At 39.2% G+C, this 15,239-nt stretch carries 14 protein-coding genes; 2 read left to right on the top strand and 12 right to left on the bottom strand.

From position 1 onward, the window contains the following. Positions 1–166: 166 nt before the first annotated feature. From AACV20_RS05690 to AACV20_RS05675, 4 genes are all read right to left on the bottom strand, one after another. A complete protein-coding gene (locus AACV20_RS05690) occupies positions 167–589 on the bottom strand; it encodes a hypothetical protein (RefSeq protein WP_017049043.1) in 423 nt (140 codons plus the stop codon). A gap of 185 nt (positions 590–774) precedes the next feature. After that, positions 775–1,506, bottom strand: a complete 732-nt coding sequence (locus tag AACV20_RS05685; RefSeq protein WP_170907944.1) for a hypothetical protein — start codon at positions 1,504–1,506, stop codon at positions 775–777. Between the two features lie 721 nt (positions 1,507–2,227). Beyond that, complete coding sequence (locus AACV20_RS05680) at positions 2,228–2,806, bottom strand: AbiTii domain-containing protein (protein ID WP_170907942.1); 579 nt, start codon at positions 2,804–2,806, stop codon at positions 2,228–2,230. A 159-nt stretch (positions 2,807–2,965) separates the two neighbouring features. Beyond that, on the bottom strand, positions 2,966–3,937 hold the full coding sequence (locus AACV20_RS05675) for an immunity 49 family protein (RefSeq protein ID WP_170907941.1): 972 nt from the start codon (positions 3,935–3,937) through the stop codon (positions 2,966–2,968). 369 nt (positions 3,938–4,306) lie between these two features. Between AACV20_RS05675 and AACV20_RS05670 the strand changes: the two genes are divergently transcribed. Then, complete coding sequence (locus AACV20_RS05670) at positions 4,307–5,143, top strand: beta-1,6-N-acetylglucosaminyltransferase (RefSeq protein ID WP_170901502.1); 837 nt, start codon at positions 4,307–4,309, stop codon at positions 5,141–5,143. Between the two features lie 630 nt (positions 5,144–5,773). Here the strand turns inward: AACV20_RS05670 and AACV20_RS05665 are convergent. The 7 genes from AACV20_RS05665 to AACV20_RS05635 form a co-directional block, all read right to left on the bottom strand. After that, a complete protein-coding gene (locus AACV20_RS05665) occupies positions 5,774–6,196 on the bottom strand; it encodes a hypothetical protein (RefSeq protein ID WP_170907940.1) in 423 nt (140 codons plus the stop codon). Between the two features lie 138 nt (positions 6,197–6,334). After that, a complete protein-coding gene (locus AACV20_RS05660; protein WP_170907939.1) occupies positions 6,335–6,676 on the bottom strand; it encodes a hypothetical protein in 342 nt (113 codons plus the stop codon). Positions 6,677–6,817: 141 nt separating this feature from the next. Next, positions 6,818–7,315 carry a GNAT family N-acetyltransferase gene (locus tag AACV20_RS05655; protein WP_170907938.1) on the bottom strand — a complete coding sequence of 166 codons (498 nt, stop codon included), beginning with the start codon at positions 7,313–7,315 and terminating at the stop codon, positions 6,818–6,820. Between the two features lie 1,198 nt (positions 7,316–8,513). Then, positions 8,514–8,882 carry a VOC family protein gene (locus AACV20_RS05650; RefSeq protein WP_170907961.1) on the bottom strand — a complete coding sequence of 123 codons (369 nt, stop codon included), beginning with the start codon at positions 8,880–8,882 and terminating at the stop codon, positions 8,514–8,516. Between the two features lie 164 nt (positions 8,883–9,046). Then, positions 9,047–10,885 carry a hypothetical protein gene (locus AACV20_RS05645; protein ID WP_170907937.1) on the bottom strand — a complete coding sequence of 613 codons (1,839 nt, stop codon included), beginning with the start codon at positions 10,883–10,885 and terminating at the stop codon, positions 9,047–9,049. Between the two features lie 200 nt (positions 10,886–11,085). After that, positions 11,086–11,367 (bottom strand): hypothetical protein, encoded by a 282-nt coding sequence (locus AACV20_RS05640; protein WP_170907960.1) that lies wholly within the window; start codon positions 11,365–11,367, stop codon positions 11,086–11,088. Positions 11,368–11,983: 616 nt separating this feature from the next. Beyond that, positions 11,984–12,448, bottom strand: coding sequence for a GNAT family N-acetyltransferase (locus tag AACV20_RS05635; RefSeq protein ID WP_170889025.1), 465 nt, complete (start codon positions 12,446–12,448; stop codon positions 11,984–11,986). A 1,344-nt stretch (positions 12,449–13,792) separates the two neighbouring features. Between AACV20_RS05635 and AACV20_RS05630 the strand changes: the two genes are divergently transcribed. Next, complete coding sequence (locus AACV20_RS05630; RefSeq protein ID WP_170907935.1) at positions 13,793–14,020, top strand: hypothetical protein; 228 nt, start codon at positions 13,793–13,795, stop codon at positions 14,018–14,020. A gap of 188 nt (positions 14,021–14,208) precedes the next feature. On the opposite strand, the gene AACV20_RS05625 is transcribed toward AACV20_RS05630, so the two are convergent. After that, the gene (locus AACV20_RS05625; RefSeq protein WP_170907936.1) at positions 14,209–14,682 is read right to left on the bottom strand and encodes a hypothetical protein; all 474 of its coding nucleotides are present in this window, start codon (positions 14,680–14,682) and stop codon (positions 14,209–14,211) included. Between the last annotated feature and the right edge of the window lie 557 nt (positions 14,683–15,239).

Genomic DNA, 15,239 nt, shown 5'->3' with positions numbered 1-15,239 from the left:
CAGTGTGCTCTAACGCCCGCTTAAGGGGCAGCCAACGCTACTACCAACGTTCCGCATAATACCGTAATCACAAAAACCAACGCATAATAAAAATGCCGCGCGTTGGCTGTCCCTCTTGAAGCGTTTGTTATGTTACTCTAATTAAACCTCTTCACTTATACACAAATTACGCAGTATTTTTTCTTATCCACAGGTATGCACCAGAGAAATAAACTAGTGTATTAATTACTGTTAGTATTATAGTCTGAATTAAATCTCCTCCAGAAAAAAAACCAAGCACTGCAACAATTAATGACAATATCGCTACATTTCTATATTCATAGATTTTAGATACCTTTGCACAGAAATATCCAGAGTAACAGGAGACCAAACCTCCCAGAAACAATCCAGAGGCAAATAAAGGTGACATCAGATCTATATCACTAATAGCCTCAACCAATTGAGATTCATTAAAGCCACTGCTTTTTAGTTGAGACATATACAGAACAATACAACCGACAGTTACAATTGAAGTGCCAATAACATCAATTAATAATGCCAGAGAGATTGCTTTAACAGGGCTACCTTTTCTATGAGAACTTTGATCCACTTTGAACTCCATTTTAATATTTACAGCTAAATCTATAATATAGAAAAACACATTATAAATAACGCCCGCTTAAGGGGCTTGCAACGCATAACACTAAACTCAAATGAACACCATAACCACCAACACTGAAAATGCTGTGCGTTGACAGTTCCTCTTACGGCGTTTGTTATGTAACTATGTTAGGATTAAAATTTCGTTATCTTAATCGACTTAAGATCAACAAATTTATCTGAACCAATAAAATCATCATTGTTATCAGACGTATCTCCTTGAGTAAATAGGTTCATCCCTGGTAGATAGTCAAAGCTATCGATACCATCACTAACATAAACATTTGCCCCAGTAGTTTTAGATATATTTGCAAGACTTACTTTTACTTTATTAACCAAACTCACATCACTAGAACCAGTCGTAAACGAGTTATTGATTCTTACAATTAATTTATTCTCAACCAAGTTGCTATTGTTCGTCTTTCTATAATATGAAACCGAACCTAAATCATTGGAAAAAACATTATTACCCCCGATGATAAAACCAGAAGCATATCTAAAAGACACTACATTGCCACCATCATTAAACTCCAATATAAAATCGCCAGATATCCACTCTGAACCATACACTACATTGGCCATTAGTGATTGATTGCCAATTTTAAGACGAACATCACCATCATCAAAAATTGAATTATTATTTACATCTAGAATAATATCGACTTTCGATTTATTAATAACTGATGTTAGTTGATTATAAAAATCAATATTGACATCTATACCGGAAGAAATTGAAGTAAATTCAAGACCATTACTTTGATACTCTACAACATTATCATCAGTACCATTCGTAATTGCTGTTGAATCTCCCCCATTACAACCGAATAAAGCAAACAAAATAACTGATAATGTTAATTTCTTTTCCATAATCCCAACCACATTAAATTAAAGCGTGACATTATATTCATATTGTGAATATTTACAATAGTTACATAACGCCCGGCTAAGGGGTTGACAACGCATAGCCGAACTCAAAAAACACACTGTAAACACTGAACTTCAATTTTGCACCAAAGCCGCCAAGCGTTGGTAATCCCTCTTGAGCCGTTTGTTATGCAAATTCAATGAGATAAACAGAATTTACACGTCCAAAAGCCACGATTACAATGGTTGAGTGATTCAAGAATCAACCCAAGCAAGAACTGTGATAAATGAGCCGCCAAAACAAAGTCCACCTTTTAGCAACAAACCAAGCTTTTGTGTCAGGAAAACTCAACGAGCTAAAACTTCAGCAAGTACAAAATGCTCGATAACCTTGTCCTTTTCACACTTTGCGCCCGCTGAATTGGCAGCAAGCCAACGCTAAAAATGATTGAGGCAAACAAAGAACCTTGCCTGTTTTACGGCTTGAGTAAACCTCGAATTTTAGGGTAAAAATGCTCATTTGCCGACAACACAAAACGAATAGCCGGAGAAATCCCAAAAGATTGACCCCCTAAATTTACCTGAGTTGCATAACGCCCTGCTAAGGTGTGAGCAACGCAATACCGATGCCACCGCATACCACCTCAAACACCAAGCGCAACGCATAATGAAAATGCCACGCGTTGCGAATCACTCTTAAACAGTTTGTTAGGCTAAATTTGCACTATCCGTTTCTTTTGGGAAACCATTTACGTTTAAGCGCATTTAAATTGAGCCCAATACCATAGAAATTTGGTTTAAATTCAAGAATGTCCTCGCTTGCCGAGACTACAGTAGTTCGCTGCTCTTCTAGCAAAGATAAGCGACTGATAAGCTCACATTTTATATTAGCTAGAACATTTTTGACTTGTGATGCTGATACATGGAATGAGGTAACTTTTACACCAAGATTATCTTGTATGATTTTGCACAAATCAGGCTCTTTCATTATTAGCCCATTTTCTTGGTACACCTCTAATTCGACAACCCCCGCTCGCATGGGCACAGTATTAATAAATTGCATATCTTCACGGTCTAACACTAGCTTTCGGTGAAATTCATCTGCGTGATAACCACTAACATCTCGATATTTTGGAACAACATCATCGTTAGTCATTTCGGTGCCATAGTATCCCGTGAGTTCAAATTTAACCCACTTAATAAGATTCTGATCTTGCGACTTCGTAGCTAAGACTAGAAAGTTCTGTAACGACTCAGACAGAGGTCGATGGTTTAAATTATCAATAATCGACTGCTTATTCATTGATTCCCTCATTTAGCCTAACGCCCGCCTAAGGGGCTGGCAACGCATAACCACTAAACTCAAACACAACAACCGTAACCACCGCGGTTCATTAGGACTGGAAACGCCACGCGTTGACAGTCCCTCTTGAGGCGTTTGTTAGGCGATTTTGCAGATGAACTATCTCTGGTAGAGATAACTGGGTATGTAATCAGACTCCACATCCAGTGTATAGCCATACTTTTCATACGCATATTTAGCTGCCGTGAGGAGATGTAATGAAATATAACCATCCGGATCTGTTTTAAAATCCTTACCGCGTGTCCACCACTCTTTATGCATGTCTAAAGCGCGATGCATGGATAGGTTATACGCCACTTGGTCTTGTTGATGTATAGCTTGCATCACATCAAAAAAACCTAAAGTCACTCTAATTCCATGTGAGCTCACTCTCCGCTCTTGCCGAGTTTGATTTTCTCGCTGGATATGGGCAACAAAACCATCCATTAAGCCGATAATATCACTGCTTGCTTGGAGGCCAAGCATATGCAGCACTATCTCAAGATGATAACGAGCATTCAGACCACTAAACTCGATTTGTTCCTTATATAAAAGCCCCATCAGTAGATTTAAATCTTCATTGCGTCCCGTCACAATAGTAAGGTAGACCATGTCAAGCCATGCGAAAGATCTAATCTTATCGTTCCTTCCTTGGGCTGGAATTGCAAAATCTACCCCTTGGCATTGAAAGGGGATGAGCTCCCCTTTCGGTTGATTCATCTGGCGTAACCATAATATGGCGTACTGTTGAGCAGAGAAAAAATGCTCTACTACCTCAGAGTCTGCGACTGATGGCAGATAGTGGCCAATCGCAAATAGCGTGCAAAGGTCTCGATACCCAGTTTCAAATCCAAAACAGTTTTTTTCCGCAATGCTCAATGAAAACTGGTTGGTTTCGATCAACATCTCTAAGATCGCATCATAAACACGCTGCTTACCTTCTAAATTTTTAATATGAGTCTTCAGCGCTCTTTTCATCACAGACTCATTGGAAACAACCTTTGTTTCGTCTGCCCCAGTAATGAGCTCTGTCGCTTCATGAGAATTGGCTCGCCCAAGTAAGGATAAGATAAAACGGAATGGAGTACGCATCGATAGTAACCTTTGATTATGAGCCAAATATAAATTTAGAGATTGATAACAAAGGAACGCATTATCACCATCAATGCCTGTCGATGTCTAGTATCGCCTAACGCCCGCTTAAGGGGCAGACAACGCTACTACCAACTTTCCGCATAACACCATAATCACGAAACCCAACGCATGATAAAAATGCCACGCGTTGGCTGTCCATCTTGAAGCGTTTGTTAGGTTTATATTTCATTGCTATTGATTAATCAAGACAGAACCCCCATATAGTCTATGGATAAGAACACGCCTTACCACTCAGAACATACATTCCCTAACTGAGATAACTGGAGCGTGAAAATAAATATTCCAGATTTCTCAAGGAATGATCTAATGATTGCTTATCTTATTCTCGTTCACCGCTATCCAGATCAATTTAAACGGCTATTTCATGCAATATACCACCCAAATAATCATTACGTTATCCATGTTGACAAAACTTCTGGAAAAGAAATTTCAGATGAAATAACTTTGTTTCTAAATGATTACCAAAATGCTGAAATTCTTGAATCAGAAAATGCACTATGGGGTGGGTATAGTTTAGTTAATATTGAACTTCGTGGCATGGCTAAGCTATTGAATATGAACAAAAGCTGGACGCATTTTATAAACCTAAGTGGACAAGATTTTCCATTGAAAACTCAGCCATATATTCATGAGTTTTTGTCAAATAATAAAGACAAGGAATTTATTCGAGCACTAGACCAAAATGAAGCTAGGCCTGAAACGATGAATCGCATACAAAATATGTGCTTTGAATATAAAGAGCATATTTACCGACCTAAAATAGCTAGAAACTTCATGTCAGGGATAACACCATTTATTGGCACCCAATGGATGATTGTGTCACGAAAATTCTGTGATTTTGTTTGTAACACCGATGCATCTCAGCCCTATAAAGAATTTTATAAAAATACATTTATTGCTGATGAAGGATTTTTCCAAACAGTTATGATGAATAACGATTGTCATGGTGAAATAATTCAAGATGACTTGCGACTTATCGATTGGGTAGCAGATGGAGATATAAAGCTTAGACCGAGGACGTTTACAATGGCCGATATTTCTAACTTAATTTCGAGCCCTAACCTTTTCGCTCGAAAATTTGACCTATTAGAGGACGCTAAAGTCTTGGATAGGATCGAACATCACCTCGCTGCAACAGTCTAATTTTTAATGAGCTACCCTCAACGGGGTGGCTCAAAGAAACCTAACGCCCGGTTAAGGGGCAGCCAACGCCATTACCAAGCTTCCGCATAACACCGTAACCACAAAAACCAACGCACAGTAAAAATGCCACGCGTTGGCTGTCCCTCTTGAACCGTTTGTTATGCTTAAGCTTCAATGACTTACGTTTTACCTGAACCAAGATTAACTCAGCTTTGATTCACAAACAAAAATCAAAACGTAGAAAACAGAAATAACTCATAATTTTGAAAATCAGACTTTGAACTTTGGCAGTCAAAACTCAAAAACCTAAGATCAAATTTCCGATTGAGCCAGCCGCCCTAACCTCGCGCTTTCCCGGAAATTGACTGAGGCAACTCTCAGAATTTTTAGCGCCAAAGAATAAGTGTCCGGAAAACAGCGCCCAATAAAGCCAACTTGCCGACAAACTCAAAACCAACCAGCCGAGGGAACAAAGACAAATAATAAACCACTGATTTTTGGTGATTAAGCATAACGCCGCATTAAGGTGTGAACAACGCTACCACGAAACCCAACCTTACCACCGTAAACACCAAACTCAACGATGAAATGAAAAATGCCAAGCGTTGAGAATCACTCTTGAATGCCTTGTTATGTTTGTTGCTGAATCTGTTGTAATTCAGTTTTAACTAGCTCTACAAATTGAGCTCGCAAAGGTGGTAAATCGTTGCGGTCTTTCGGGATTTGGCTATTAATATCTAGAATATGCCCTACAATTTCTTTTGCCTTTTCATGTACATCTGAGTTACTAACTAGCTCAATTTCGACAAGTAAACTTGATATTTTTGCAAGAAAAGTAGGATCAGAGTTTTTCTTTACAATCGAATCTAAAGCCAAACGATTTGTTTCCGCTAAAAAATCACCATATAACTTTTTCCGACTTTCGAGTTCAAGCTTAATGTTAGATTGCTTAAACTCTAACAGTTTGATTCTTATAGCCGTAAAATAGCTTACCCCGCCACCTACAATGACACCTAGAACTGTAAAAAGTGGGGCAATATACTCATTGTCCATCAAAGTACTCCATAAAACATAACGCCCGCCTAAGGGGCTGGCAACGCATACCACTAAACCCAAACACAACAACCGTAACCACCGCGGCTCAATGGGACTGGAAACGCCGCGCGTTGACAGTCCCTCTTGAGGCGTTTGTTAGGCATTTTTCTTATCGTGTGCAATACGCTTTTCTGCAAGCCACTCTAACGCACCGTTCCATGCCAAAACTGCAACTGTGAAATACAACCAAGTGATTGGGACATCTTTTGATTTTATCGACTCGTCAACTAGTTTGTATGTCGCTTCATCTAGGAGACCGCTCGACGCTGAAGCCGCTACATGAATAGCTGCCCCCCATATTAAAAAAACAGCTATTAATACGTAGCAAGCCCGACTAATTTTATTCGCAATATCATCAAGGAAAAACTGAGGCTTACCCCATGAGACAATTCCTATCGCCCCAATAATGCCTGTCATTATATAGTTCTCATCAAACATAAGTTCCCTCTATTCTTTAATGCCTAACGCCCGCTTAAGGGGCAGACAACGCTACTACCAACTTACCGCATAACACCGTAATCACCAAAACCAACGCATAGTAAAAATACCACGCGTTGGCTGTCCCTCTTGAAGCGTTTGTTATGCATGTGCCGCAACGCGAGCCATATGGTAAACGTCAACGTAGCTACCATTTCTGAACGCATAAGCTTTCGACTCACCTTCAATTTCAAAACCGAACTTCTTGTACAAATTGATCGCTCGTTCATTGTCCACATAGACCGTCAATTCGATTCGTTTCAAATTCAGCCAGTTATCCGCTAAATCGATAACCGTTTTCAGTAAAGCACTACCAACACCTAAACCTTGAACATCGTCTTTGACGCCCATACCGAATGTACCTACGTGACGACGTCGCGGATTGGTACATAGCTCAAAGCCCAAATTACCTACTACTTCACCGTCCACTACTGCCACATACGCATAAACGTGCTCTGGAATATTCTGGAAACGTTTTTCCCACATATCTGAGGATGGAAGCGGAAGTTGTAAAGTGCCGGTGTAGGCATTTGGGCACTCATAAATTCCTTTTATCGCTTTAGCATCTGATGGCTCTGCTCGCCTGACTTCAACAACCATAATTCCTCTTTCCTAAAAAATGCATAACGCTAAGCTAAGTAGTGAGCAACGTAATACGAAGTCACTGCATAACACCTTAAACACATAAACCAACGCATACTAAAAATGCCACGCGTTGCGAGTCTGTCTTAAGCGCTTTGTTAGTTTGCCACCGCGATGAAGCTAAAGGTTTAGCGCCAAGGTGCTGAATTAGTTATAAAACTACTGGCTTTGAACACAAAAGTAAAACGGACAGCTCAGAATTTAAACTCAACCAACAAAACAAATTTGGCTAAGAAGACTTTCGTAGATGCCGACAACCACAAATACCATCTTTCAATGTTCCCGCTTAACTTTCAAAACCAAAGAAGCAGCGTGCAAGAATATTGAGAAATGAACCTTACTAACACGCAAGAAATGAATGACACGAAAGCCAATTAACCGAAAAACAGGCTACGCGAGATGCCTATTTTGATGAAAAGTCTTTGGGAAATAACCGGTGAATAGCTAGAACGCAGAACAAGGCTTTTAGACCACAAACGCTTTTCTGCCCCTTGCAAACTAACGCCCGGCTAAGGGGTTGACAACGCACCACCGAACTCAAAAAACACACTGTAAACACTGAACTTCAATTTTGCACTAAAGTCGCCACGCGTTGGCAATCCCTCTTGAGCCGTTTGTTATGCAAATTCAATGAGATAAACCGAATTTACACGACCAAAAGCCACAATTGCAATGGTTGAGTGATTCAAGAACTAACCCAAGCCAGAGCCATGATAAATAAGCCGCCAAAACAAAGTCCACCTTTCAGCAACAAACCAAGCTTTTGAATCAGGAAAACTCAACGAGCGAAATCTTCAGCAAGTATAAAATGCTCGATAAACTTGCCCTTTCCACACTTTGCGCCCACTAATTTGACAACGCGCCAACGCTAAAACTGATTGAGGCAAACAAAGAACATTGCCTGTTTTACGGCTTGAGTAAACCACGAATCTGAGGGTGAAAGTGCTCATTTGCCGACAACACTAAACGAATGGCCGGAGAAATCCAAAAGATTGAACCCCTAAATTTACCTGAGTTGCATAACGCCCGGCTAAGGGGTTGACAACGCATAGCCGAACTCAAAAAACACACCGTAAACACTGAACTTCAATTTTGCACTAAAGTCGCCACGCGTTGGCAATCCCTCTTGAGCCGTTTGTTATATGCGTAGTTTCAACTACATAAAGACTGCTTCAAGTTTGTTTCCGTCAACATCTCGAACAAACGCCGCATAGTAAGTTTCACCGTACTCAGGACGCAAACCTAGCTTGCCTGTACACGAACCACCAAGCTCCAATGCAGTAGCATAAAACTGGTCAACGGCATCTTGATTCGGCGCATTGAAAGCAATGTGAGTACCGTTACCAGAAGATGTAACACTTTCGCATGGACAACCGACCCAAAACTCAAAATTTTCGCCGTAGGCAGCCGCTACATTTTCGATGTAATGAGAGCGTTTTATGGACAAAGCGGATAGCACTGAGTCGTAAAAAAACACAGCAGATGCCACATTTGAGACACCAACTGAGACGTGATTTAAAATCATTTTAAACTCCCTTTTACTCAAAGATTTTGAAAGCATATAACGCCCGCTTAAGGGGCAGCCAACGCTACTACTAATTTTCCGCATAACACCGTAATCACCAAAACCAACGCATAGTAAAAATGCCGCGCGTTGGCTGTCCCTCTTGAAGCGTTTGTTAGACAAAATCATTCTTCGGTATTTTCAAGCCCTTTAAAACGTGAAATTTCTTTTCTTAAGTTTTCATTTTCTAATCTCAAGACTTCTGACTCTGATTTCAGCTGATGTATTTGAAGATCTTTTTTATCAACACCGCCCTTAATATCTAACAACACTTCAAGCTCATCCTTATAAGGCATAATAGGCTGGTATAACTGATAAAATGCTCGGCCTATCGCACCCCTGAAAAGTTCTAATTTTGGTTGATGTGAACCGCAAGATAGAATATGTGGTGTAGCAATCCCTGGATATGGATCAATATATACTATTTTTGAAATTCCTAATTGGTATGCTTTTTTAGCACAAAGTTCACATGGGCTAGCTGTCGTAAATAGTATACCGCCATTAACACCTTGACCACCATGCTTTGAAATTTGCAAGAAAGCATTTTCTTCTGCATGCAAAGACCTCGTATGCACTTGGTTTTTCTTTTGCTCCACCTGATTCTGTAAATCTTTGAAACAAAATGCTAGATTTCTTCCATCCAAATGCTTATATCTACGAACCTGATCAAACTTATTTTTTAATACAGACCTAAATTCTTTATCATTTTTTTCATACTTACTATAAGCACTTTCATCAAACCCATTTAATAAATCCTCAGCACTTCTTAATAGACATGGGACCTGGCCTTGAGCTGTATTGTTCCAACCAACAGCTTTAACAGAATATCCATCATCGGTCACAACAGCACCAACTTGCCTAGATATACAACCCGAATTTTGTTTTACACTATAAGCTAGTTGCATACAGCTTTCAGTTGAAGTAGGCATAACTAGCCCTGGATGTAACATCAATGCGACATACCACGCAAGTTGTGCTCTTAACTCACTATGACCAAACTGATTTTCTCTAGGATTGTTTATATGGATGTCAGCTAACTCTATACATTTTTGTATATTTTGAGAAATATATTTTTGATAACCAACCAATTTCTCTGGATATTCTTTTTTATCTAATTCCTTAATTTGTACAGAAGTAAATTTATGGCTTTCCATGAGATGTTTCAATCTGTTTTCATTATTAGTATTTACAGACATCAAATAAAAACCAGAATATCTATCCCTTAGATATACAGCTTCATATGGATTACGAATTGCATCTATAACGATATAGCATGGCCTCTTATTAATCTTACAAAAGTATCGTGCAGATTTAATGATTGAATTAATCAATGATGGAAATGAAAATATAAAATTCTCATTAAATTCTTTACAATTGGCCAAACCTGAAGATCGAATATTGTCACCGACCAACTGATACAGCTTTGTATACGCACCCGGTTTAATTTTAGTTATTTCATCCTTAAGTTCGTTAGATAGTACAGGCAGCCAATCGAAAAATATTTCGTAGCATTCCTCTTTTTTCTTGTTTAAACTATCAACAGTATTCTCCTCACTCATGAAATATCCGTTGACCCTATGATGCGCATTCTCATATTTCTCACGGAAATTAGACATAATTTGGGAAACTTCTGGCAGTGGAGTATCTAATGTTTCACTCAATAATACACAAAACTCAGAAAAATTTAGTCTCAAAATATAGCCAGTTATTACTGTTCTAACTTGAAGCCATAAAAATGGCTCCCTGTTTTTTTCTATATACTTTTTAACAATTCTATATTTTCTTTGCTCATTTCCAGAAAAGTGTGACTGTCCTGGGTCGGGTAAATCTAGACTTTTAGCAGATAGAATTTCCGCGGACGTAGAACATCCAGATCCAGTCCTACCTGTCAAACCAATAATAAGAAAATCACTAATTTCTTCAAAGATTTTATCTATAGCCAATGACTCTTTTTTTCTTTTCATTACATTCTCTCTTATTTATTTTGTCTAACGCCCGGCTAAGGGGTTGACAACGCACCGCCGAACTCAAAAAACACACTGTAAACATTGAACTTCAATTTTTCACTAAAGTCGCCACGCGTTGGCAATCCCTCTTGAGCCGTTTGTTATATTTTCATTCTCTACACTAACGTGACCGACTGTTTAGGATTGCCGACAAACCATTAACAAACTGATATTTCTTGCTTTTCCAAAACTGTAGCAGCTTCCGCACGCTCAATGATTTTTAACAATACAGATTGAATCGCTTCGTCTTCGCGGGCATCTTTGTCACTTGTAAAGCGTTGTATTTGAGGCTCGGCATTCTCCTCAGGTAAAAAGGTGATAACGACTTCAGTCGCTAAATCCGTCGTTTTACCGAAATACTCTAATGATATTTGCGGATAACCTTTGAAACCTCTTTGTACTCGTTTCAATATGCGTTTTTTCGCTTTATCCACGTTCATCATGAATCCTTTTGATTGCTGAACTTAAAAAAATATAACGCCCGGCTAAGGGGTTGACAACGCACCGCCGAACTTAAAAAAACACACTTAAACACTGAACTTCAATTTTGCACTAAAACCGCCACGCGTTGGCAATCCCTCTTGAGCCGTTTGTTAGGCCAACCGATTGACAACAACACTTTTAAAACCAAAGAACAAGTTTTTTTTACCAACTTAAAACCAACTAAACGATTCATTTATAAACCAAAACGCTAAATCAGCAAAGAAACCAAAAAACTAAAATTGAGCGGTTTGGAAGAAAAGTGACGAGCGTAGCATGCTCGGCGGACGTTTGGATGCTGAAGGTTATTTTGCCGCTGAATTTACAGCGCTAAGCAACCCAACGCGATCAAGAAACAACAAATATGTGATGACTATTTATTGCTTAAGTTCAACCATGAGAACATGGAATTTACCGCTCAATTTCAACTCGATTTAGCTGATAAAAACTCACTTTGCCTAACGCCCGCTTAAGGGGCAGACAACGCTACTACCAACTTACCGCATAGCACCGTAACCACACAAACCAACGCATAGTAAAAATGCCACGCGTTGGCTGTCCCTCTTGAAGCGTTTGTTAGCTGAATTTCTCCATAACAAAGTTGCGCAGCTTTTTACCGCGAACTTCTATGGTTTGTTCTTGTATCACCTTGAAACCAAATCTCTCGTAAAACGGACGAGCTGTAATACTCACCTCAGAATAAAACTTAGTAATTCCTTGTAATTCACCCATTCTGAGTACATGTTCCATTAACTGTCGTCCGACTCCTTGACCTTGATGTTCATGGTGACAAAAGAAATGATCAATTAATCCATTTTCTTGAAGATCACTATAACCAACAATTTTTCCATCAATTTCAGCAACAAAAGGTGATAGCGAGTTCATTTTTTGTTGCCAAATCTCAGAAGAAAAACCATCTGGAGCCCATGCTTCAACTTGGTCTTGCGAATAATCACGTAAGTTCACATTACGAACCGTATGATAAAAAATAGCCCATAAATCAAGTGCATCTGATTCTTGATACTTTCTAATTTCGATCATGCTGATATTTACCACCATTCAGCTAACGCCCGCTTAAGGGGCTGACAACGCTACTACCAAGTTTCCGCATAACACCGTAACCACAAAAACCAACGCATAATAAAAATGCCACGCGTTGGAAGTCCCTCTTGAAGCGTTTGTTATGTTTTATTACTTATTGATTAAATTGAACTTTTACAATATTTATTACTTGCGCCCACTTTAACTCAAAATGATAAACTTGCCTACTTTCAGCAATCATTGGTGCCGATAAGATCCCAAATAGGTTGAAGCGAATTAGCCTGCGGAATCAAAGGACAAACAACACCAAAGGAAGAGACCATTCAGCGACAAATGAACCTTTTGTGTGCACAATTTATCAGAGCAGAGCCGGAAAAAGCGCAAAAGCATCGATAAACTTGCGCTAACCAAACACTGTCAGCAAGTAATATGTTCATGAGATCCCAAACATGCTGAAGCGAAATAGCCTGCGGAATCAATGGACAATCAACACAAAAGAAAGAGACCTTTCAGCAAAAATCGAACCTTTTTTGTACACAATTTATCAGAGCAGAGTTGGCCGAATAAACTCAAGCATCGATCAACTTTCAATAGCAACCAAAAAGAACAATAAACTCATTATATCAACAAATTAGAATAGAAAACCGCCAAAATAAGACCAAGCTTTCCCATTAAAATTTTTGAATTGATCTTGCTGAGGCTCAATAAAACATAACGCCCGGCTAAGGGGTTGACAACGCATTGCCGAACTCAAAAAACACACCGTAATCACTGAACTTCAATTTTGCACTAAAGTCGCCAAGCGTTGGCAATCCCTCTTGAGCCGTTTGTTAGGCCAACCGATTGACAACGACATTTTCAAAACCAAAGAACGAGCTTTTTTGTAAATTTGAAGCAAATTAAACCATTCATTTATAAACCAAAACGCTGAATCAGCAAAGAAACAAAAAAACTCAAATTGAGCGGTTTGGAAGAAAAGTGACGAGCGTAGCATGCTCGGCGGACGTTTGGATGCTGAAGGTTATTTTGCCGCTGAATTTACAACGCTAAACAACCTAACGCGATCAAGAAACAACAAATATGTGATGACGATTTATTGCTTAAGCTCAGCCTGAGAACATGGAATTTACCGTTCAATTTCGACTCGTTTTAGCTGATAAAAACTCACCTTGCCTAACGCCCGGCTAAGGGGTTGACAACGCACCGCCGAACTCAAAAAACACACCGTAAACACTGTACTTCAATTTTGCACTAAAGCCGCCACGCGTTGGCAATCCCTCTTGAGCCGTTTGTTAGGCCAACCGGTTGACAACGATACTTTCAAAACCAAAGAACAAGGCTTGTTTGAAAACTGAAAACCAACTAAGCGATTCATTTATAAACCAAAATTTCAAATCAGCAAAGAAACCAAAAAACTCAAATTTAACGGTTTGGAAGAAAAATGACGAGCGTAGCATTCTCGGCGGACGTTTGGATGCTGAAGGTTATTTTGCCGCTAAATTCACAACGAAAAACAACCCAACACGATCAAGAAACAACAAATATGTGAGGACGATTTATTGCTTAAGTTAAGCCACAAAAAATGGAATTTACCGTTCAATTCAAACTCGATTTAGCTGATAAAAACTCACTTTGCCTAACGCCCTGTTAAGGTGTGAGCAACGCAATACCGATGCTTCCGCAAACCACCTTAACCACTAAACACAACGCATGGTAAAAATGCCACGCGTTGCGAATCACTCTTAAACAGTTTGTTAGAGCTACTTTGCCACAGTTATTAACTGACCAGTTACATCATCATAGGAATGGCTAATTTCAGTTACATAATTATTGCCAACATCATTGAAAAAACCTGCGATGGCTTCAACTGACAGATAATAGACTTTCTTATTCTTATCTGAGTCTGAAGCAAAGAATATTCCTTCCAAACCACCTTGTTCACTTAGGCTTATTTGAAAGACAAAACTATGAATTAACCTACTAGCAATAAACCAAAGATCTCTGGTTTCAGTATTCTTGCTATTTAAATTGTAATGTTCATCAACTCTGTAGTTGTTTAACCAAGTAACCTCACGTCCCTGATGTGGAAACCAAGTAACAGGATACTTGTTACTTTTCAGAGCATCTGTAACCTTAATAGTATCGAAGAGCTTCCTTATTGAGTAAAAACCGATAAAAATGTCTTTTTCAATTTGCGCTAATGTATCTTCACTTAAGTCAATTTCAGACTTCATCGTGAGCAACCTTTGTGCGCTTTCTAGCAAAGGCTGCTTCCAATAAGAACTTTCGTAAATCACTAGTTTTTCCTTGTAGCTCTAACGCCCGGCTAAGGGGTTGACAACGCACCGCCGAACTCAAAAAACACACCGTAAATACTGAACTTCAATTTCGCACTAAAGTCGCCAAGCGTTGGCAATCCCTCTTGAGCCGTTTGTTAGGCCAACCGATTGACACCGACACTTTCAAAACTAAAGAACGAACTTTTTTATAAACTTAAAACAAACTAACCGATTAATTTATAAACCAAAATGCCAACTCAGCAAAGAAACAAAAAACTCAAATTGAGCGATTTGGAAGAAAAGTGACGAGCGTAGCATGCTCGGCGGACGTTTGGATGCTGAAGGTTATTTTACAGCTGAATTAACAACGCTAAACAACCCAACGCGATCAAGAAACAACAAATATGTGATGACGATTTATTGCTTAAGTCCAGCCATGAGAACATGGAATTCGCCGTTCAATTCAAACCCGATTTAGCTGATAAAAACTCACTTTGCCTAACGCCCGGCTA

The organism is Vibrio sp. B4-6 (assembly GCF_963888245.1).
GTDB lineage: Bacteria > Pseudomonadota > Gammaproteobacteria > Enterobacterales > Vibrionaceae > Vibrio > Vibrio anguillarum.
Note: the sequence above shows the minus strand (reverse complement) of the source record. Positions and strands in the feature narration are given on the sequence as shown.

Coding starts and splice junctions, on each gene's coding strand:
- AACV20_RS05640 (WP_170907960.1), bottom strand. CDS start 11,367: ATGAACGTGGATAAAGCGAAAAAACGCATATTGAAACGAGTACAAAGA.
- AACV20_RS05625 (WP_170907936.1), bottom strand. CDS start 14,682: ATGAAGTCTGAAATTGACTTAAGTGAAGATACATTAGCGCAAATTGAA.
- AACV20_RS05660 (WP_170907939.1), bottom strand. CDS start 6,676: ATGTTTGATGAGAACTATATAATGACAGGCATTATTGGGGCGATAGGA.
- AACV20_RS05645 (WP_170907937.1), bottom strand. CDS start 10,885: ATGAAAAGAAAAAAAGAGTCATTGGCTATAGATAAAATCTTTGAAGAA.
- AACV20_RS05670 (WP_170901502.1), top strand. CDS start 4,307: ATGATTGCTTATCTTATTCTCGTTCACCGCTATCCAGATCAATTTAAA.
- AACV20_RS05680 (WP_170907942.1), bottom strand. CDS start 2,806: ATGAATAAGCAGTCGATTATTGATAATTTAAACCATCGACCTCTGTCT.
- AACV20_RS05685 (WP_170907944.1), bottom strand. CDS start 1,506: ATGGAAAAGAAATTAACATTATCAGTTATTTTGTTTGCTTTATTCGGT.
- AACV20_RS05655 (WP_170907938.1), bottom strand. CDS start 7,315: ATGGTTGTTGAAGTCAGGCGAGCAGAGCCATCAGATGCTAAAGCGATA.
- AACV20_RS05650 (WP_170907961.1), bottom strand. CDS start 8,882: ATGATTTTAAATCACGTCTCAGTTGGTGTCTCAAATGTGGCATCTGCT.
- AACV20_RS05635 (WP_170889025.1), bottom strand. CDS start 12,448: ATGATCGAAATTAGAAAGTATCAAGAATCAGATGCACTTGATTTATGG.
- AACV20_RS05675 (WP_170907941.1), bottom strand. CDS start 3,937: ATGCGTACTCCATTCCGTTTTATCTTATCCTTACTTGGGCGAGCCAAT.
- AACV20_RS05665 (WP_170907940.1), bottom strand. CDS start 6,196: ATGGACAATGAGTATATTGCCCCACTTTTTACAGTTCTAGGTGTCATT.